This is a genomic window from Aeromonas sp. ZOR0002, from assembly GCF_963866995.1.
Lineage (GTDB): Bacteria > Pseudomonadota > Gammaproteobacteria > Enterobacterales > Aeromonadaceae > Aeromonas > Aeromonas caviae.
The window spans coordinates 1-18,509 of record NZ_CAWMFQ010000091.1 but is presented as its reverse complement, the minus strand read 5'-3'; the positions used below and the strand labels follow the sequence as shown (position 1 = coordinate 18,509).

Here is an 18,509-nt window from a genome sequence, read left to right as displayed (position 1 = left end):
CCGAAGCCGCCACGGGCGCAGCGCGCCAGCCAGTCGAGCTCGGCTTGGCCGGGATCACCGCCTGCGCCGCTCATGTTGTGGGTCAAAGGGGCCAGCACGGCCCGGTTCTTGAGCCGCAATCCGGCTCGCTCGAAGTGGAAGCTGTCGCCCAATGTCTTGTTCATCGTCCTCTCCCGGGATCGCAATGGCATGGCGGCCACTATAAACCCGGGCCACCAGGATATAATCAGGCGCACAAGCAAGACATTCATTCCCAGCAAGACACAATAGGCCACCCCTCATGCGTCACCACAAGCTCGACACCCTCTACCTGATGCGCCTGCTGGTCGCCATCGTCCGCTGTGGATCCTTCGCCGCGGCGGCGGCCCAGCTCGGCATCACCCCGAGCAAGGCGTCAAAAGATCTGCGCCACCTGGAGCAGAGCCTCGGCAGCGTGCTCCTGAGCCGCACCACCCGCCGGGTGCAACTGACCGACGCAGGAGAGCTCGCCTACCGCCAGGCTGACCAGATGATCGCCCTGCACGAGCAGTTGCTGGACGGCCTGCAGCGCCGCCGCTCGGCACTGTGCGGGGAGCTGCGCATCACGGCGCCGGATCTCTGGGGAGAAGTGGTGCTGACTCCGGTGCTGCTGCGCTTTCGCGCCGACCACCCGGAGGTGCGGATCATCGCCGACTTCAGCAATACCCCGGCCGACCTGCTGCGCGACAACCTGCACGTGGCGTTTCGCAGCACTGAGCTCGGCACCCAGCCCTACCTGGCGCGCCCCATCGCGGTGGACGATCTGGTGCTCTGCGCCAGCGCCAACTACCTGGACCGCCACCCGCCCCTCACCACACCGCAGGATCTGCACCAGCACAGTCTCATCACCCGCAGCCAGGAGTACGGCCGCCACGAGCGCTGGCCCCTGCTTGCCCAGGGGCGCGAGATCCCTCTCGAGGTAGCGGGCGAACTGGCCTTCAGCAGCAAGAAGGCGATTCACCAGGGGATGCGCCAGGGACTGGGGATAGCCCGCCTGCCGCGCTACCTGGTGGCGGCCGAGCTGGCCGAGGGGGTGGTGCGCGAAGTGCTGCCGGACTATCGCCCCAAGGGGGCCCATTTCTACGCCCTCTATACCCAGCGCCGGGCCGAGTCGGCCCTGGTCGGCCACTTCCTCGACTACGTCATCGAGGCGCTCACCCCTTCATGAGCGGATCACCAGGTGGTACTGCTTCTTGCCCCGGCGCAGCAGCAGGTAGTGGCCGAACAACCGATCGTCGGCGGTGAGCGGCTCATCCCGGCGGATCGCACCGTTGACGCTGACGGCCCCCGCCGCCAGCAGCTCGCGGGCGATCCGCTTCGAGTTGGCCAGGCCGCACTCCACCAGCAGGGTCACCAGATCCGTTTCCCCCTTGATGGGGCTGCTTGGCATGCCATCTTGCGCCAGCTGGGCCAGATCGCTCTCCCCAAGGCGGGCTACCTCGCCACTGAATAACAATTCGCTGATGCGCTGCGCCGCCGCCAACGCTCCCTTGCCGTGTACCAGTTCGGTCAGCTCGTCCGCCAGCACCTGCTGGGCCAGCTTGCGCCCCTGCCGCTTCGCATCCTCCGCCTCCAGCGCCTCAATCTCGGCCAGCGGCATAAAGCTGTAGTAGCGCAGGAAGCGGTAGACATCCTCGTCTGCGGTGCCGAGCCAGAACTGGTAGAAGGCGTAAGGGGAGGTGAGCGCCGGGTCAAGCCAGATAGCGCCCCCCTCGGTCTTGCCGAACTTGGTGCCATCGGCCTTGGTGATGAGCGGCAGCGTCATGCCGTGAACCTGAGTCTGATGCAGCCGCCTAGTGAGATCCATGCCGCTGGTGATGTTGCCCCACTGGTCGTTGCCGCCGATCTGCAGGGTGCAGCCGAGGCGCTGGTTGAGCACGGCGAAGTCCTGGGATTGCAGCAGGGTGTAGGAGAACTCGGTGAACGAGATGCCCTGATCCGGACGGGCCAGGCGCTGGCGCACCGATTCGCGGGCCAGCATGGCGTTGACCGAGAAGTGCTTGCCGATGTCCCGCAGAAAATCGAGGGCGGACATCTGCCCCATCCAGTCGGCGTTGTTGACCAGCAGCGGCGCCGCCAGCCCGTCGCTCGCCGGCAGCAGGGCGCTTATCTGGGCCGACAGGCTGGCGACCCAGCCCTGCACCGTCTCGGCGCTGTTGAGGGTGCGCTCGCTTGCCTTGAAGCTGGGATCGCCGATAAGGCCGGTGGCCCCGCCCACCAGGGCCACCGGGGTGTGGCCCGCCAGCTGGAAGCGGCGCAGCATCAGCAGTGGCACCAGGTGGCCGATGTGCAGGCTGCCAGCGGTGGGATCGAAGCCGCAGTAGACGGTGCGCGGGGTGGCAAGATGGTCGGCCAGCGCCACCGGGTCGGAATTCTGGGCCACCAGGCCGCGCTGGGTCAGCTCATCAAGCAGGTGAGGATTTGTCATGGAGGGCTCCAACAGCAAGAGAAAGAGGGCCATCCTCGCCGTTTGCAGTGCTGGCAGATATGTCCCCCAGGGGACAGTTTTGCCACTCCCGTGCTAGCATCCTGCCATCGTGGGGAAGCCATTCCCTGACCCGGAGCCCATCGCCATGCCCCCGTCTCCTGCCACGGATACCCTGAGCCTGACCGCCGCCGTCGATGCCCTGCACGGCAGCGGCTTCCCGGCAGCCCTGGTGCGCCTCATCCAGCAACAGGTGGCATTCGACTGTGCCCTGCTGCTCGGGGTGGGGCTGCGCCCCGTCTACCTCTACGACAACCTGCATCATCAGCGGGCCCTATTGTTCGACCGCTACCTCACCCGCCACTTCAGTCAGGATCCCTTCATGCAGGCGCTGGAGCAGGGGCTGGGTGCCGGGGTCTGGACCCTGGCGCAGGTGTCGCGGGGGCGGCTCGACCCCGAGTATCGCCACCACTTCTATCAGGCCACCGGCTGGCAGGAGGAGGTGGGGCTGATCCTGCCGGTGCGCGGCGGCCTCACCCTGATGCTGTTTCTGGGCCGCCTCGACAAGCGCAGCTCCCTCAGCCGTGACGAGCTGGCCAGGCTGGAGGCGCTGTTTCCGCTGGTGCATTCGCTGTGTCGCCAGCACTGGCGGGAGGAGGCCGCCCTGCTGGCCCAGAGCCCGGCGCTACCGGGTGGCACCGACCTCAAGGCGACCGTGGAGCAGGCCATCGCCAGCGTAGGGGGGGCAAGCCTCACCCGTCGCGAGCGCCAGGTGGCGGGATTGCTGTTGCAGGGGCTCGACACCGAGGCGATTGCCGCGGAGCTCGGCATCGGCAGCGGCACGGTGAAGAATCATCGCAAGCACCTCTACGCCAAGTTGAACCTGCGCTCGCGGGCCGAGCTGTTCCGCTTCTTCCTCAATCACCTCATCACGGCGCCAGCCGGCACGCCTCCATAACGACACCACCCCGCCGGGGCGGGGTGGTGTCAATGTTTGCCAGATCAGACAGCAAGGCCGTCAGATACGGCCCTGGTAGCGCAGCGGGAAGCGCCCCTGCCCATCGGGCTGGCCGAGGAAGGGGAGCCCCTGTTTCATCTGGTCCGGCAGCTCGGGACCCGGTTTCAGGGTGCCCTGGAACAGGTACTGGCGATTGGCCTGCAACTCCAGCTTGCCCAGCACCTGCACAGCCTCCGAGCCCTGCTTGATCTCGGCCACCAGCCGGGAGTCGAGACAGGTGAGCGTGATCTCGGGATCCCCCAGGGCCAGCTTGCCCGCCGGGGTGTCCGCCTGTGCGTCATACCAGTGAAGATCCCCGTAAAGGTTGTCGCACCAGGGAGTGCCCTGGGCAAACTGATCGATCTTTAGCTGCAACTGACCCGTCGCCGTCAGCGGGAAGGGGGGTCTCATCGGCACCCGCTCCAGCACCCAGGGGGCCGGCGCATTCAGGGTGATGTCGCGCCCGAAAGCGGCACCGTTCCAACCCAGGATCCCCTGCCCGTTGAGCCCGCTGCGCTCGCCAAAGCGCACCGACGCCTCGGGCGCCAGCCGCAGCAGGGACCAGCCATCGAGATCCCAGCGCAACTGGGTGAGGGACTCGCTGGCATATTGCACCCGGGCGGCCTGACCGCTCCAGAGGGTGCCACTCACCCCCTCCAGCCGCACCAGATTGGGGGGCAGCGGCAGATGACGCACCACCAGGGATGCAGGCAACTGGGCCAGCAGGAAACCGAGATAGGCCAGCAGGAAGAGACTGGCGATCACTATTTTTCGCTTCATTGGGAACGACTCAACTGCAAACGTCTGACCTTGACCAGCCCGGGGGCCAGCCCCTCGCGGGCCAGCTCGATGATCTGCACCTGGACGCCGTATTGATCCGAGAGGGTCGCAAGCCAGATCAGCAGATCATCGAACGGCACCGTGTCTATCCATACCTGCAGCTCCTGACCCTGGGGCTGCAAGCGGGCAATCTTGATCTTCTGGTTGAAGGCGGTGCGGTTCACCACGCCGTCCAGGGTACCGCCGGTATCGATCTGGCGCCCCTGTCCCCCCTGCATCGCCAGCACCTCCTGTCCCTTCTCCTTGAGCCAGGCCAGGGTCTGCTGCTGGTTCACCACCTGCCGCTCGCGCTCGGCAATGCGATTTGCCACCGGCTGCCAGATCGCCCAGTAGAAGAGCCCGATGAGCAGCACGCTACCCCCCACCGCCACCAGCCGCTGCTCGCGGGCACTGATACCGCGCCACCAGCTCTGCAGTTTGTCCATCATGACGACCTCCCCTTGAGCACCAGCGCCCCTTCGACCTTGCCTTCGGTGCTTCGCACCTCACCCTGCTGCACCTCGAAGCGCTTGCCCGCCAGCTCGCGGAAACGTTCGATCTCGGTGAAGCCGGGGGCCGTCACCTGCAACCTCAGCTCGCCCCGGGCTGCATCGAAGCGCAGCACCTCGGGCTTGAGGCCGGGCACCTCGGCAAACACCGGGGCCAGCTCGGTCAGGAGCAACAGAACGCCATCCTGGGGAGCCTGCCCCAACTGCTGGAGGTGCTGGGTCATCTGGCTGCGCACGTTGACGATACGCGTCTCCCCCGGGAAGATCCGGGTGTAGACCTGCCGGATCTCCGCCTTGAGGGCCTTGTCCTGTTCCGTCAGCTGGTGCAGATGCACACCGCGCTGCACCAGGGCCACCAGCAACAATACGCCTGCCAGCACCGCCACCTTGCGCCACTGCAACCAGTAGCGGGCGTATTCGGTCTGGGGACGATAGGGCCCCTGCAACAGGTTGGCCTGGCAGGTCAGCGCCCCTTTCGCCAGCAACAGCATGGGCAGTTCCGGGTCAGCCCCCTGCCAGTTGCCCGCCGCCATGGCGGGGATGGGAGTATGGCAGTGAAGGGTGACGGGCTCGGTCTGCGCTGCCAGCAGCATGGCCAGCAGGGATTCCTCCGCCACTATGCCCTGACGGGGGCCCTGGCGGACCAGCCACTCCTCCCCCAGCTGCAGGGCTGACCAGCCATCGGCGGCGAGCGGCAGCGCCAGCACGTCGGGCAGCAGGTGCAGGGTCTTGAGCCCTGCCTGCTCCAGCCAACCGAGCCAGGAGTGCATCTTCCCCTTGTCCACCGCCATCAGATCCACCTCGCGGCCCTGATGGCCGAGCACCACCAGGTGCAGATCGTCCACGTCTGAGGCGATCTGCTCCTCCAGCAGATAGGGCAGGGCCGCCGCACTCTGGCGGCTGTATTTGCCCGGCAGATTGACCCGCCGGAAGATAAGATCGCTGCCGGGCACCAGGGTCACCACGGGGCGACCACCGGCACGCTCCTGCAGCTCGCCGAGGGCGTGCGCCGAGGCCAGGATGCCGGAGGCGATGATCTCCTGCTCCTGCGCCGACCAGACCAGCCAGTGCACTGGCTGCTGCGCATTGGTCCCCAGACGGATGACCAGACTCTCGCTCACTAATGTCTCTCCTGCCATGCCCGCACCTCCCTCAGGGGGGCGGGCGCACAGCCATGGGTTGCAGTCCAATCGGGGGATGCGCAGGGCAGCTGAACCGCCCCACGCCCCCTTGTTATTCGGCGCCGCCGCTCAGGCGACGCAGCATCACCAGCTTGTTGTCCTTGCCACGCTGGAAGACGGTCTCAAGCCTGGCGCGGGTCTCCCCCACCTCCGCCAGCAGGCGGGCCTCGAAGAAGCTGCTCTTGATGTCCAGGGCGCCATCCAGCCCGGTGATGGCACCCGGCTGAACCTGCAACTGCTCCGTCATCTCCTGTTTGTTCTTCCACCCCTTCTTGGGGCGGCTGGTCAGCACCCGCTTGGCATCGTCCAGCCCGATCTTCCCCTGGTAGAGCCCCACCAGCAGGGCCGCCTGCTCCGGCCGGATGGTGTTGATGTTCACCACCAGCTTGTCATTGGGCAGGGAGCACACATAGGGGGCCAACCGGGCGTACAGGCTGGCGCTCACCCCGCGCACTGCCCGCAATTCGTCGGTGCCCAGCATCCGCTGGTTAGCCACCAGGTAGGGAGGATTGAGTCCCTCGTAGTAGGCATCCTCGGCCCCGTTGCTCGAGACCAGCTGGGTATCCTTGTCGGTCCAGTCGCGGATGGCGTCCGTCAGCTGTACCGCTTCGTAATCATCCACCTCGAGCTGGGCGAGCAGGGCCCGGAACACCTTGAACTGGTAAGGCTGGGCCTCGAGATCGTCGCCGTTCTCCCCCTCCTTGAGGGGCACGCTCAGGCTGTTGAGGTTGAAGCAGGATTGCAGATCCCGCACCCGGCCCGAGAGAGTGCCATCCTCCACCGGGAAGACCCCGTCCTCCCGCGCCCAGTTCTGTCCCAGACTCACCCGATCCGGGTCATCCTTGAAGTCCTGGTTCAGCACCTTGATCACCAGGGCCTCCGCCGACATGGCATACCACCAGGCCTGCTTGCCCAGGGTGAGGTTGGCGGTGCGGCGCAGCTCCAGTTGCAGGCGGCCGCTCATGTTGCTGGCGACGATCACCATCACCGCGAGGATGAGCAACACCACCAGCAGGGCCATGCCCCCCTGGCGGCCCAGTGTAGTGCGGGATCGGCCCCGGCCGCGCTTAATTACCATTGTCCGCTCGCTGGCCACCAGCACCGATCAAGAACTGGCGACGTCGAATAGTGCCGTCATCCTCCGTGACGGACAGGGGAAAACGACGATCAGTTACCATTCTCTGCCCTCTGACCACCGGCTCCGATCAGGAACTGGCGACGGATGGTGCCGTAGTCTTCAAGCTCCAGCTCCACCGCCAGCCCATAGGGCAGCAGGTCGCGCTGGGTCCACTCCTCCTTCCACAGTCCCTTGTCGTAGAAATAGAGGCGCAGCGCCGTCACGCCGGTCAGCACGGGCTGAATGCGCGGCTCGGTGCCAATGGCCGGATCCGGATAGAGGTAGCTCAACCGCTCCAGGGTCTGCCCCTTGAGACGCCAACCCACCCGTTGCAGGCCGGAGCGCGGCAGTATGCCGTCCGGATTGAGCCAGCCGCCGCGAATGAAGGCCATGCCCCAGTCGTCGCTTTGCTGGCCGAAGCGGGACGCCGCCAGCAGCACCTTGTTGTTCTCGCCGTCGATGCGACCGCTGCGCGGCACCATCTGGGTGACGTCCCGCTCCAGCAGGCTGAAGGCGAGCTGAAGCTCCGAGAGACGGGCCTCCTTGCGCTTGGCCACCTCGTCGCTGGTCAACACCCCTTGCAGCACCTGATAGGCACCCAGGCTCAGGGTGGCGAAGATGGCGATGGCCACCAGCATCTCAAGCAGGGTAAAGCCGCGGTGGCACGATGGGTGGGTGTTGCTCTGGATCATCGGCTGACACCGGCTCCGGATCATGGACGCACGTTGATGAATGTTCATCGGCTGAGATAGGTCCGGATCATGGCCACCGGGCTCTCGGCCTTGGGCGCGGTGCGCACTTCCATGTCCAGCGCCCTGAAGTTGCTGTCCGCCGTGGCGACGCCGCGATAGCGCCAGTACCAGGTCTGCCCGGCCATCTCCTCGTCCCCTTCCACCCAGCTGTCTCCCGGCCACTTGCCTTCGAGCTTCTGCTGCACCAGCTGATTCTCCACCACCCAGGTCGCCAGGGTCTTCTGCTCCAGATAATTGAGGCCGGCCAAGTGTTCGCTCGCGGTCTTCATCACCGCCAGCCCGGCGATGGCAAACACCGCCAGGGCCACCATGACCTCCAGCAGCGTCATGCCGCGCACCCGGGCGGGGCCGCCCGACAGAGCGGTGCGACGCGCTAGAACGCCCCCTGCGGGCCTGGCGCTCTTCACTCTGCTTCCTCTTCATCCTGCAACAGGGAGAGACGACCGAACTCGTCCCCCCTGACGGTGCGCAGGTAGTGCAGATCCTCGTCCTGCTGGCTCAGGGTCAGCACGAAGGGAGAGAGCTCTCCCCCCGGAAAGACCAGGATCTGGGGTGTCCGCTCGCGCTCGTCCCGACCCTGCTCCTGGCGTTCGTCCGACGCAGTGCGCCAGTTGAAACCTTCCAGCTCCACCGCCAGGGTCATCCCCTCCGGCAACGTCACCGGCCCCAGCAGCTTGTCACCGGTCAGTGCGCGCCACTTGCGATCCTTGGGATCCCGGGACATAAACTGCCAGCCGTTCTCCTCGACCCGCAGCCCCAGCAGCCTGCCATCCATGACCGAATACTCCTGGGCCTGCTGCAGGGTCGCCATGAAGCGGCGCGCCTGCTTGTCGAGCTCCCGATCCCCCCTGGCGCCCCCCATGCTGAGGGTGACGGCGGTCGCCACCAGTCCCATCAACATGGCGACCAGCAACACTTCCAGCAGGGTAAAACCGGCCTGGTGACGGGCAGAAGAGGCCACCTTCATGCAGGCAGCCCCGGGGTAGCGCAGTGAGCACGACGCGGCGGAATCACTTATTGGAAGTCCTTCAGGTTCCAGTTGCCGATGTCGTCATCGGTCCCGGCTTCGCCGTCCATCCCCATGGAGAAGATGTCGATCTTGCCGAACTGGCCCGGGCTCAGCAGCTGATACTGGTTGCCCCAGGGATCCTGCGGCAGGCGCTTGATGTAGCCCCCTTCACGGTAACTGCGCGGCTCAGGGGATGCGGTCGGCTTGTTGACCAGGGCGTCCAGCCCCTGCTCGGTGGTGGGGTAGCGGTTGTTGTCCAGCTTGTACATGTCGAGGGCGTTTTCCAGCGCCACTATGTCGGAGACCGCTTTTTGCTGATCCGCCTTCTCCTTGTTGCCCATCAGGTTGGGCACCACCAGGCTGGCCAGGATCCCCAGGATCACGATGACCACCATCACTTCCAGCAGGGTAAAACCCGATTGACGACGCTTTTGCATGACTGACTCCCTCACGAAATGAGATGGCATGAGCCATCAACGATTAACTGTTAAACCACGATCGTTCGATTGAATTTGCAGGTTCGAATGGCGAAGCCTATTCGGGCACCCGACCCTCACAGATTCACCATGTTGTTGAGCTCTAGGATCGGCTGCAGGATCGACATCACGATAAACAGCACCACCCCGGCCATGGAGACCACCAGCATGGGCTCGAACACCCCGAGGGCGATGTTCACCTGGGTTTCGAACTCCCTGTCCTGGTTGTCCGCCGCCCGCTCCAGCATGCTGTCGAGCTCGCCGCTCTGCTCGCCCGAGGCGATCATGTGCAGCATCATGGGCGGAAAAATTCTGGTTTCATCCAGCGACTTGCGCAGGCTGGTCCCCTCCCGCACCCGCTCGGTGGCCTCACCGATGCGCATGCGGGCATAGTCGTTGGAGAGCACTTCGCCGGCGATCTTCATTCCCTCCAGCAGGGGGACAGCGCTGGCGTTGAGGATGCTCAGGGTGCGGGCAAAGCGGGCGGTGTTGAGACCGCGGCTGACCCGACCGATCACCGGCAGGCGCAGTATCACCTGGTGCCAGCGACGACGACGCTTGTCGTCGGTCAGCCACCAGCGCCAGATCAGGCCGCCAATGCCAAGGAGCAGCAGGAACCAGAGGCCGTAGTGCTGCAACAGCTCGCTGGTGCCGATGAGGAAACGGGTGGTGCCCGGCAGTTGCTGGCCCATGTGTTCGAACTGGGCCACCACCTTGGGCACCACGGCGGTGAGCAGTATGGAGATGACCCCCACCGCCACCAGGGTGAGGACGATGGGATAGATCATCGCCTGCAGCAGCTTGGTGCGCATGTGCTGGCGCTGCTCGGTGTAATCGGCGAGACGGTTGAGCACCTTCTCCAGGTGACCAGACTTTTCGCCGGCCGCCACCATGGAGCGGAACAGCTGGTCGAACACATGGGGGAAGGCCCCCAGCGAATCGGCCAGGGAATACCCCTCCACCACCTTGCTGCGCACCGTCGCCACCAGGCTGCGCAGGTGGGCCTTCTCGCACTGTTCGGCGACCGCCTTGAGGGCCTCTTCGATGGTGAGACCGGCCCCCACCAGGGTCGCCAGCTGGCGGGTGATGAGGGCCAGTTCTGCGGTGGAGGCACCACGGCGAAACAGCACGAAGCGGTTCGCCTCCCGCTTGGCCTTCTCGGTGGTCTCATTCACCTCGAGGGGGGTCAGCCCCTGCTCGCGCAGCAGCTGGCGCACCTGGCGGGCGGAATCCCCTTCCAGCACGCCGCTCTTGTTGCGCCCCTTGCCGTCGAGAGCCTTGTATTCAAATGCCGCCATTTCAGTCTTCCCGGGTCACGCGCAGCACCTCTTCGAGGCTGGTCTGCCCCTTGAGCACCTTGTCGATGCCGTCGCGGCGGATGCTGGGGGTGTGACCCCGGATCAGCCGCTCGATGGCGAGCTCGCCGCTGGCGCTGTGAATCGCCTCGCGCACCGCCTCGTCCACCACCACCAGCTCGTGGATGCCGGTCCGGCCGCGATAGCCGGTGTGGTTGCACTGCTCGCAGCCCACCGGACGCCAGATCTGCTGATCCGGCGCAAGCTCGATGCCCATGGCAACACGCTCCTGCTCGGTGACAGGGTGCGGTGCGCGGCAATCCGGGCAGAGAGTGCGCACCAGCCGCTGGGCCAGTACCGCCAGGAGCGACGAGGAGAGCAGGAAGGGCTCGATCCCCATGTCCCGCATTCGGGTGATGGCGCCGATGGCGGTGTTGGTGTGCAGGGTCGACATCACCAGGTGACCGGTGAGGGATGCCTGCACCGCGATCTGGGCGGTCTCGAGGTCACGGATTTCCCCCACCATCACCACGTCCGGATCCTGGCGCAGAATGGCGCGCAGGCCCCGGGCGAAGGTCATGTCCACCTTGCTGTTGACCTGGGTCTGGCCCACCCCTTCGAGGTCATATTCGATAGGGTCCTCGACGGTCAGGATGTTGCGATCCCGGGAGTTGATCTCCGAGAGGGCCGCATAAAGGGTGGTGGACTTGCCCGAACCGGTCGGGCCCGTCACCAGGATGATGCCGTGGGGCTTGCGAATGAGCTCGCTGATGATGTTGCGGTTGGCCAGCGTCATGCCGAGCTGCTTGAGCTCGAGGCGCACGTTGTTCTTGTCGAGCAGTCGCAATACCACCCGCTCGCCGTAGCTGGAGGGCATGGTGGAGACCCGCACGTCCACCGCCCGGCCGCCGATGCGCAGTGAGATGCGGCCATCCTGGGGCACCCGCTTCTCGGCGATGTCCATGCGCGACATGACCTTGATGCGCGACACCAGCAGGGAGGCGAGTTTGCGATGGGGGCGCAGGATCTCCCGCAGCACCCCATCGATGCGAAAACGGATCACCAGGGCCCGCTCGAAGGTCTCGATGTGGATGTCGGACGCCTCTTCTTTTATCGCCTCGCTCAACATGGCATTGATGAGGCGAATGATGGGGGCGTCGTCGTCGGCGTCCAGCAGATCCTCGCTCTGAGGCAGCTCTTCGGCCAGGGCAAAGAAGTCCATCTCGTTGCCGAGATCCTCCATCAACTGACGCGCCTCGGAGGAGTCACGCTGATAGTGGGCCATCAGGAGCGTTTCGAACTCGTCGTTGCCAAGCTGCTCCACCGCGAAGGCACAGCCCGCCACCCGTCGCACCTCCAGCAGGGTCTGGGGGGAGATCCCCTGACGACAGAGCAGTACCGGGGCACCCTGGCGCTCGGTCAGGATGGCCCCGAAGTTGCGGGCAAACGCGAACGGCAGTTCCGGCAGGGGAGCCGGCAGCTCGCTGCCATCGAGCTGGTAGGCGGCCATCAGGGCTTGCTCTGCACGAAGGGCTGCTCCTGCACCTGGGCGCGCACGCCGGTGGCGGTCGCCTGCTGCTGGGCCTGCATTCTCTGGATCTGCTGCTGCACCTCGGGGGACATCATCACGTCCTGGCCATAGGCGGGCAGCACCTGGCGAGCCGGCGAGGTGGCATAGCCCTCTTCCGCAGCCCGGCTCAGCTGTTCGGCCCTGAACAGGGTGTACTTGTTGCTGGAGACCCCGGAGTAGACATTGGCGTCACGCAATATGGTCGGGCGGATGAAGACCATCAGGTTGCGCTTGGCGGTGGAGGTCTTGGAGGAACGGAACAGGTAGCCCAGCACCGGAATGTCCCCGAGCAGGGGCACCTTGGAGATCTGCTCCTGGGTCTGTTCGTCCATCAGGCCGCCCAGCACCACTGTCTCGCCGCTCTTGACCAGCACGGCGTTCTTCACGGTGCGGGTATCGAAGGTGGGGCCCAGGTTGGCGGTCCCGGTCGCCTGCTTCTGTGCCACGCTGGAGACCTCCTGCTCGATGTTGAGCAGCACGGAATCTCCTTCGTTGATCTGGGGCGTCACCACCAGCTTGGTCCCCACCGTCTTGCGCTCTATGGTGTTGAACACCTGATCGCTGGTGGTGGAGCTCTGGGAGCCGCTCTGCACCGGCACTTCCTGACCGACGTTGAAGGAGGCCTCCTTGTTGTCCATGGTGACGATGCTCGGGGTGGAGAGGATGTCGTTCTTGCTATTGGTGGAGAGCGCCGTCACCAGCGCCGCCCAGTCCCCGTGATAGAAGCCTGCCGCCATGCCGCTGAAGCTGCCCGCCAGGGATGACAGGCCGTCGGTGTTGCCGTTGTCTTTGTAATCCTTGGCGGCGATGGCCAGGGAGCCGATGGGCAGACCGGTGTCGGTGAACTGGGTGCCGCCGCCATTGGTGTTGGCCCACTGCACCCCGAGGTTCATGCCGTCACCATCCGATATCTCGACGATGATGGCCTCCACCAGCACCTGGGCACGGCGAATGTCGAGCTTGGCGATGACCTGCTCCAGCTCGGCCATCACGTCCGGCTGGGCGGTGATCACCAGGGCATTGGTGGTCTCGTCGGCGGAGATGGCGAGCTGGCCGCCGCCGATGCTGGCACCGCCCGTGGCCGTGGCAGCCGCCCCGCCCTTCTTGTCGGCGGCGATGCTGGAGCTGACCCCCTTGAGGACGTCCACCAGATCCTTGGCCTTGCCATATTTCAGGTAGAAGACCCGGGTGTTGCCCTGGCTCTGCAGATCCCGGTCGAGCTGGCGCACCATCTGGATGATGCGGGCACGGGCCTTGGGCTCGCCGCTGATGACCACGGAGTTGGTGCGCTCGTCGGCCACCACCTTGGGGGAGAGCAGCAGCGAGGCGTTGGCCCCCTGATTGCTGCCATCCTTGTTGAGGTTGGTCACCAGCCGCACCATCTCGCCGGCGGAGGCGAACTTGAGCTTGATGACGTCCATGTCCTGATCCCCCGCCTTGTCCACCCGGCGAACCACTTCCACCAGGCGGTTGACCACGGCGGCGCGACCGGTGATGAGCAGCACGTTGGAGGGCTCGTAGTGGACCACGTTGCCGCCGCCGGCGTTGTCGTTGAGCTGACGCAGCAGGGGGGCCAGTTCACGGACCGAGACATTGCGCACCGGTACCACCCGGGTCACCATCTCGTCACCCACGCCGGGGTTGGTGTCATCCACCACGGGGATGGCCGAGGTCTTGGCATCCTTGGAGCGCACCACCTTGAGCACGCCGTTGTTCATGGGCACCACGGCAAAGCCGTAAACGTCGAGCACGCTCAGGAAGAACTGGTAGTACTGATCCTCGTTGAGCAGGTCATAGCTGCGCACGTTGATCTTGCCGCGTACCGATGGCTCTATGATGATGGTTTTGTTCAGGTTCTTGCCGACCGTGTTGATGAACTCCTCGATGTCGGCGTTCTTGAAACTGGCGGAATACTCGGTGGCCCAGGCAGAACCGGCCATCATCAAGGCTGCCGCCATGGTGGCCAGACGCCAGCCCTTCCCTTTATTTGTCATTCTTGGTGCTACTCCAATTCATTATTCTGACAAGCCGACATAGACGTCGTAGAGCTGTCCTTGCCGCTCGACGGTGACGGTCATTTCCGTGGCGCCCGCCACCTGCTGCATCGCCTGCATGGCCTGGGCGTTGTCACGCAGATCCAGGCCGTTGATGCTGACCGCCAGATCGTTGGCGACCAGTCCGAGTTGATTGAACAGTTCCGGATTGCGACCCGGGTTGAGGCGATAGCCGGTCATGCGACCGTCCACCCGGACCGGAGAAATATTGAGGTAATCGGTGATCTTGCCCGGGTTGCCCAGCAGTTCGCTGCGCACGGAGGAGAGTCCCTCCTGGCGGGCCGGTTTGGGCAGGGGCTTGCCATACTCTTCCCCGTCCAGCATCAGGGTCTCGTCACGGCCGTCCCGGGCGATGATGACCCGATCGGCAAACACCTGGCGTATCCTGGCCTGGGTACCGTCGATGTAGTCCCCGATGCCGTAAGAGTTCTGTGTCCCGTTATGGGCGATGATGGCGATGGACTTGGCGGGATCCGAGCTTGCCAGCACCCCGTTGAGCTGGGCGTTGAGCTGGGTTTTCGGGGCATCCGCCGCCACCGTCTCTGCCGCCTTGTCCGCCTGGGGTTGCAGCGCCTTGCCAAAGAGAGAGAGGCGGCTGAGGTTGCCAAGATCGAGGCGATCGCCGCCACTCCCCTGCACCGAGGTGACCGAGGGTTGCCAGGGGGTCAGGGGAGCGGGCTGGGCCAGTTCGTACAGGCGCCAGGTGAGCACGGCACACTGCTGGGCCAGCAACAGCAGCAGAAGCCAGAACAGGGGCTGGCTGAAACGGGAGAGTGGCATGGCCTTGCAGCGAGCCAGAAGGGAAGTCAACAAATCATCCCTGAACGGTAGCGTCATCTTTCTCAAAATTGTCTGGCATCCAAGTCGGTTGGCTATTGTGTACGGCAATGGACCCAGAGACAACCGACCGGATGGGACCAAGGGGTGAAAATTCAGTTTCCGTCACACCCGGATGCCCCCTGTTTCTATCCCGGGGCTCGCCTCTGGTATAATCAGGCACCTTTTCAGCCATCCCGGAGCCGATCCATGTCGAATCCAGCACAAAGCAGCACTCAGGTCCGTCTCGACAAGTGGCTGTGGGCTGCCCGCTTTTACAAGACCCGCAGTCTGGCGCGGGATCAGATCGACGGCGGCAAGGTGCACTACAACGGCCAGCGCACCAAGCCGGGCAAGGCGGTCGAGGTCGGCGCCCTGGTGCGATTCTGGCAAGGCCAGGACGAGCGGGAGGTGCGGGTGCTCGAGGTGAGCGAGCAGCGCAAATCCGCCCCGCTGGCCCAGCAACTCTATGAAGAGACCGAGGCCAGCCTGAAGAAACGGGCCGAAAACAGCGAAGCCCGCCGCTTCAACAGCCAGTTTGCCCCAAGCCCGGAGCGCCGACCCGACAAGCAGGAGCGACGCCAGCTTATCCGGGTCAAGCAATCCTGATCCGCGTCTGTGGCCCCTTTATGACGACAGGTGGAGGAATTAGTTCCTAACCACCTGTTTAACAATGTGTTTATTTTTCCCCAAGAACATCCTAGGAAACCATGATGAGTAACCAAGACCTCCTGTATCGCTATCTGTTCGAAGAGTACGAAGTGCGTGGGGAGCTGGTCCAGCTGGATCGTACCTACCGCCACATCATCGACGCCCAGAACTACCCGGTACAGGTGCAGCACCTGCTGGGCGAGCTGCTGGTTGCCACCAGCCTGCTGACCGCTACCCTCAAGTTCGAAGGCTCCATCACGGTGCAGCTGCAGGGGGATGGTCCGGTGCGTCTGGCCGTCATCAACGGCGACAACAACCAGCAATTGCGCGGCGTGGCACGCTATGAAGGGGAACTGCCGACGGACGGCAAGCTGCAAAGCCTGATCGGCAACGGCCATCTGGTCATCACCATCACCCCCGATCAGGGAGAGCGCTATCAGGGCATCATCGCCCTGGAGGCCGACACCCTGGCGGCCTGCCTGGAGCACTACTTCGCCCAGTCCGAACAACTGGCCACCCGCCTCTGGATCCGCACCGGCCACCACGAGGGCGAGCCCCGTGCGGCGGGCATCTTGCTGCAGGAGCTGCCGGCCCAGAGCGAGGATCACAGCGAAGATTTCGACCACCTGGTCCAGCTCACCACCACCATCAAGGACGAAGAGCTGTTCGGTCTGGACGCGGAAGAGATCCTCTACCGCCTCTACCACCAGGACAAGGTACGGGTGTTCGATCCCCAGGCCATCGAGTTCCGTTGCACCTGCTCCCGCGCCCGTTGCGAAGGGGCCTTGCTGCAGATAGACAAGGAGGAAGCGGTATCCATGGTGCAGGAGCTCGGCAAGATCGACATGCACTGCGATTACTGCGGCGCCCACTACGAATTCGACGGGATAGACATCGAAACCCTGTTCAGCAGGGCTCCCGGTAATGATGCAAACCAGTTACACTAATCAAAGGCGGGCAAAACCCGCCTTTAACTTAAATAACAAAAAAATACCCTATTTTATAAAGTTTGATGGCGATCGCTAAAAACTACCACCTAGGTGGTAGCATGAACGTCAGATAGAACCCTACACACCTCTGAACCCAGGAGAATACAATGACAATCGTGGTAGAACCCACCCTGGCCCAACAACTGAAGCTGGACCAATACGGTATCAAAAACAGCCAGGAAATCGTTCGCAACCCCTCCTATGAGCAGCTTTTCGCTGAAGAGACCCGCTCAGACCTTGAGGGCTTCGAGCGTGGCGTCGTCACCGAGCTTGGCGCCGTCAACGTCAACACCGGCATCTTCACCGGCCGCTCCCCTAAAGATAAATATATCGTCAAAGATGCCACTACTCAGGATACTGTGTGGTGGTCTGACCAGGGTAAAAACGATAACAAGGCGATTACCCCGGAAGTGTGGTCACATCTGAAAGGGCTGGTCACCAAACAGCTCTCCGGCAAGCGTCTGTTCGTGGTGGACGGCTTCTGCGGCGCCAACCCGGACACCCGCCTGGCGGTGCGCATCATCACCGAGGTGGCCTGGCAGGCGCACTTCGTGAAGAACATGTTCATCCGCCCGAGCGAAGAGGAGCTGAAGACCTTCAAACCGGACTTCGTGGTGATGAACGGTGCCAAGTGCACCAACCCGAACTGGAAGGAGCAAGGTCTCAACTCCGAGAACTTCGTCGCCTTCAACATGACCGAGAAGATGCAACTCATCGGCGGCACCTGGTACGGTGGCGAGATGAAGAAGGGCATGTTCTCCATGATGAACTACTTCCTGCCCCTGCGCGGCATCGCCTCCATGCACTGCTCCGCCAACGTGGGCAAGGATGGGGACGTGGCCATCTTCTTCGGCCTCTCCGGCACCGGCAAGACCACCCTCTCCACCGATCCCAAGCGTCAGCTGATCGGCGATGACGAGCACGGCTGGGATGATCACGGCGTGTTCAACTTCGAAGGGGGCTGCTACGCCAAGACCATCAAGCTCTCCGAAGAGGCCGAGCCGGACATCTACCACGCCATCCGCCGCGATGCGCTGCTGGAGAACGTGACCGTGGCCGCCGATGGCACCATCGACTTCGACGACGGTTCCCGGACCGAGAATACACGTGTCTCCTACCCCATCTATCACATCGACAACATCGTCAAGCCGGTCTCCAAGGCGGGTCACGCCACCAAGGTGATCTTCCTGACCGCAGACGCCTTCGGTGTGCTGCCCCCGGTCGCCAAGCTGACCAAGGAGCAGACCAAGTACCACTTCCTGTCCGGCTTTACCGCCAAGCTGGCCGGTACCGAGCGCGGCATCACAGAGCCGACCCCGACCTTCTCCTCCTGCTTCGGCGCGGCTTTCCTCAGCCTGCACCCGACCAAGTACGGCCAGGAGCTGGTGAAACGGATGGAAGCGGCAGGGGCTGAAGCCTACCTGGTCAACACCGGCTGGAACGGCACCGGCAAGCGGATCTCCATCAAGGATACCCGTGGCATCATCGACGCCATCCTGGATGGTTCCATCGAGAAGGCGCCGACCAAGGTACTGCCGGTGTTCAACCTGGAAGTGCCGACCGAGCTGCCGGGCGTCAACCCCGCCATCCTGGATCCGCGAGACACTTACGCCGACCAGGCCGAGTGGGATGCCAAGGCGGCCGATCTGGCCGGGCGCTTCATCAAGAACTTCGAGCGCTTCACCGACAACGACGAAGGCAAACGCCTGGTCGCGGCGGGCCCGCAGTTGTAAGAAACGCGCCTCGCGTCTCGCAATCCCGTACCGGTCAGCCCTGCTGGCCGGTATTTTTTGGCGCTGTCCCAATTACATGTTGAAAGGCTAACCTTGAA

The 18,509-nt window shown here is 64.1% G+C and carries 18 protein-coding genes and 1 pseudogene; 5 read left to right on the top strand and 14 right to left on the bottom strand.

What is annotated here, in order from left to right; genetic code table 11:
- Positions 1 to 164: pseudogene (locus AACR77_RS05125) on the bottom strand (NADH:flavin oxidoreductase); the annotation flags it as partial.
- 116 nt (positions 165 to 280) lie between these two features.
- On the opposite strand from AACR77_RS05125, the gene AACR77_RS05120 reads away from it, so the two are divergent.
- On the top strand, positions 281 to 1,186 hold the full coding sequence (locus AACR77_RS05120) for a LysR family transcriptional regulator (RefSeq protein ID WP_042880157.1): 906 nt from the start codon (positions 281 to 283) through the stop codon (positions 1,184 to 1,186).
- Here AACR77_RS05120 and tyrS read toward each other — a convergent pair.
- The gene (tyrS, locus tag AACR77_RS05115) at positions 1,181 to 2,446 is read right to left on the bottom strand and encodes a tyrosine--tRNA ligase (protein WP_042880159.1); all 1,266 of its coding nucleotides are present in this window, start codon (positions 2,444 to 2,446) and stop codon (positions 1,181 to 1,183) included. The genes AACR77_RS05120 and tyrS overlap by 6 nt on opposite strands.
- 145 nt (positions 2,447 to 2,591) lie before the next feature.
- Here tyrS and AACR77_RS05110 point away from each other — a divergent pair, with 145 nt between their 5' ends.
- Entirely contained in the window at positions 2,592 to 3,401 is an 810-nt protein-coding gene (locus AACR77_RS05110) for a helix-turn-helix transcriptional regulator (protein ID WP_042880155.1), read from the top strand.
- Positions 3,402 to 3,461: 60 nt separating this feature from the next.
- Here AACR77_RS05110 and exeN read toward each other — a convergent pair whose 3' ends face one another.
- From exeN to exeC, 12 genes are all read right to left on the bottom strand, one after another.
- Positions 3,462 to 4,220, bottom strand: a complete 759-nt coding sequence (gene exeN, locus AACR77_RS05105; protein ID WP_041213945.1) for a GspN family type II secretion system protein ExeN — start codon at positions 4,218 to 4,220, stop codon at positions 3,462 to 3,464.
- Positions 4,217 to 4,708 carry a GspM family type II secretion system protein ExeM gene (exeM, locus tag AACR77_RS05100; protein ID WP_010675717.1) on the bottom strand — a complete coding sequence of 164 codons (492 nt, stop codon included), beginning with the start codon at positions 4,706 to 4,708 and terminating at the stop codon, positions 4,217 to 4,219. The genes exeN and exeM overlap by 4 nt, the downstream gene beginning before the upstream one ends.
- Complete coding sequence (exeL, locus tag AACR77_RS05095) at positions 4,705 to 5,889, bottom strand: GspL family type II secretion system protein ExeL (protein WP_081999394.1); 1,185 nt, start codon at positions 5,887 to 5,889, stop codon at positions 4,705 to 4,707. The genes exeM and exeL overlap by 4 nt, the downstream gene beginning before the upstream one ends.
- Positions 5,890 to 6,001: 112 nt before the next feature.
- Positions 6,002 to 7,027, bottom strand: coding sequence for a GspK family T2SS minor pseudopilin variant ExeK (gene exeK / locus AACR77_RS05090; RefSeq protein WP_052224782.1), 1,026 nt, complete (start codon positions 7,025 to 7,027; stop codon positions 6,002 to 6,004).
- Positions 7,028 to 7,116: 89 nt separating this feature from the next.
- Positions 7,117 to 7,758: a GspJ family T2SS minor pseudopilin variant ExeJ gene (gene exeJ, locus AACR77_RS05080; RefSeq protein ID WP_042880150.1), complete on the bottom strand. Its 642-nt coding sequence runs from the start codon at positions 7,756 to 7,758 to the stop codon at positions 7,117 to 7,119.
- A gap of 44 nt (positions 7,759 to 7,802) precedes the next feature.
- Positions 7,803 to 8,156: a GspI family T2SS minor pseudopilin variant ExeI gene (gene exeI / locus AACR77_RS05075; RefSeq protein WP_257707003.1), complete on the bottom strand. Its 354-nt coding sequence runs from the start codon at positions 8,154 to 8,156 to the stop codon at positions 7,803 to 7,805.
- 65 nt (positions 8,157 to 8,221) lie between these two features.
- Positions 8,222 to 8,785, bottom strand: coding sequence for a GspH family T2SS minor pseudopilin variant ExeH (gene exeH, locus AACR77_RS05070; protein ID WP_042880147.1), 564 nt, complete (start codon positions 8,783 to 8,785; stop codon positions 8,222 to 8,224).
- Between the two features lie 47 nt (positions 8,786 to 8,832).
- The gene (exeG, locus tag AACR77_RS05065) at positions 8,833 to 9,264 is read right to left on the bottom strand and encodes a GspG family T2SS major pseudopilin variant ExeG (RefSeq protein ID WP_010675723.1); all 432 of its coding nucleotides are present in this window, start codon (positions 9,262 to 9,264) and stop codon (positions 8,833 to 8,835) included.
- A 116-nt stretch (positions 9,265 to 9,380) separates the two neighbouring features.
- Positions 9,381 to 10,601: a GspF family T2SS innner membrane protein variant ExeF gene (exeF, locus tag AACR77_RS05060; RefSeq protein ID WP_039040588.1), complete on the bottom strand. Its 1,221-nt coding sequence runs from the start codon at positions 10,599 to 10,601 to the stop codon at positions 9,381 to 9,383.
- A gap of 1 nt (position 10,602) precedes the next feature.
- Positions 10,603 to 12,108 carry a GspE family T2SS ATPase variant ExeE gene (gene exeE, locus AACR77_RS05055; RefSeq protein ID WP_042014784.1) on the bottom strand — a complete coding sequence of 502 codons (1,506 nt, stop codon included), beginning with the start codon at positions 12,106 to 12,108 and terminating at the stop codon, positions 10,603 to 10,605.
- On the bottom strand, positions 12,108 to 14,162 hold the full coding sequence (gene exeD, locus AACR77_RS05050; RefSeq protein ID WP_010675726.1) for a GspD family T2SS secretin variant ExeD: 2,055 nt from the start codon (positions 14,160 to 14,162) through the stop codon (positions 12,108 to 12,110). The genes exeE and exeD overlap by 1 nt, the downstream gene beginning before the upstream one ends.
- Positions 14,163 to 14,183: 21 nt before the next feature.
- A complete protein-coding gene (exeC, locus tag AACR77_RS05045) occupies positions 14,184 to 15,032 on the bottom strand; it encodes a GspC family type II secretion system variant ExeC (RefSeq protein WP_372587280.1) in 849 nt (282 codons plus the stop codon).
- Between the two features lie 216 nt (positions 15,033 to 15,248).
- Between exeC and hslR the strand changes: the two genes are divergently transcribed.
- The 3 genes from hslR (at position 15,249) to pckA (ending at position 18,411) form a co-directional block, all read left to right on the top strand.
- Positions 15,249 to 15,647: a ribosome-associated heat shock protein Hsp15 gene (gene hslR / locus AACR77_RS05040; protein WP_010675728.1), complete on the top strand. Its 399-nt coding sequence runs from the start codon at positions 15,249 to 15,251 to the stop codon at positions 15,645 to 15,647.
- A gap of 104 nt (positions 15,648 to 15,751) precedes the next feature.
- Complete coding sequence (hslO, locus tag AACR77_RS05035) at positions 15,752 to 16,636, top strand: Hsp33 family molecular chaperone HslO (protein ID WP_010675729.1); 885 nt, start codon at positions 15,752 to 15,754, stop codon at positions 16,634 to 16,636.
- Positions 16,637 to 16,785: 149 nt separating this feature from the next.
- Positions 16,786 to 18,411: a phosphoenolpyruvate carboxykinase (ATP) gene (gene pckA, locus AACR77_RS05030; RefSeq protein WP_010675730.1), complete on the top strand. Its 1,626-nt coding sequence runs from the start codon at positions 16,786 to 16,788 to the stop codon at positions 18,409 to 18,411.
- Positions 18,412 to 18,509 lie beyond the last annotated feature (98 nt).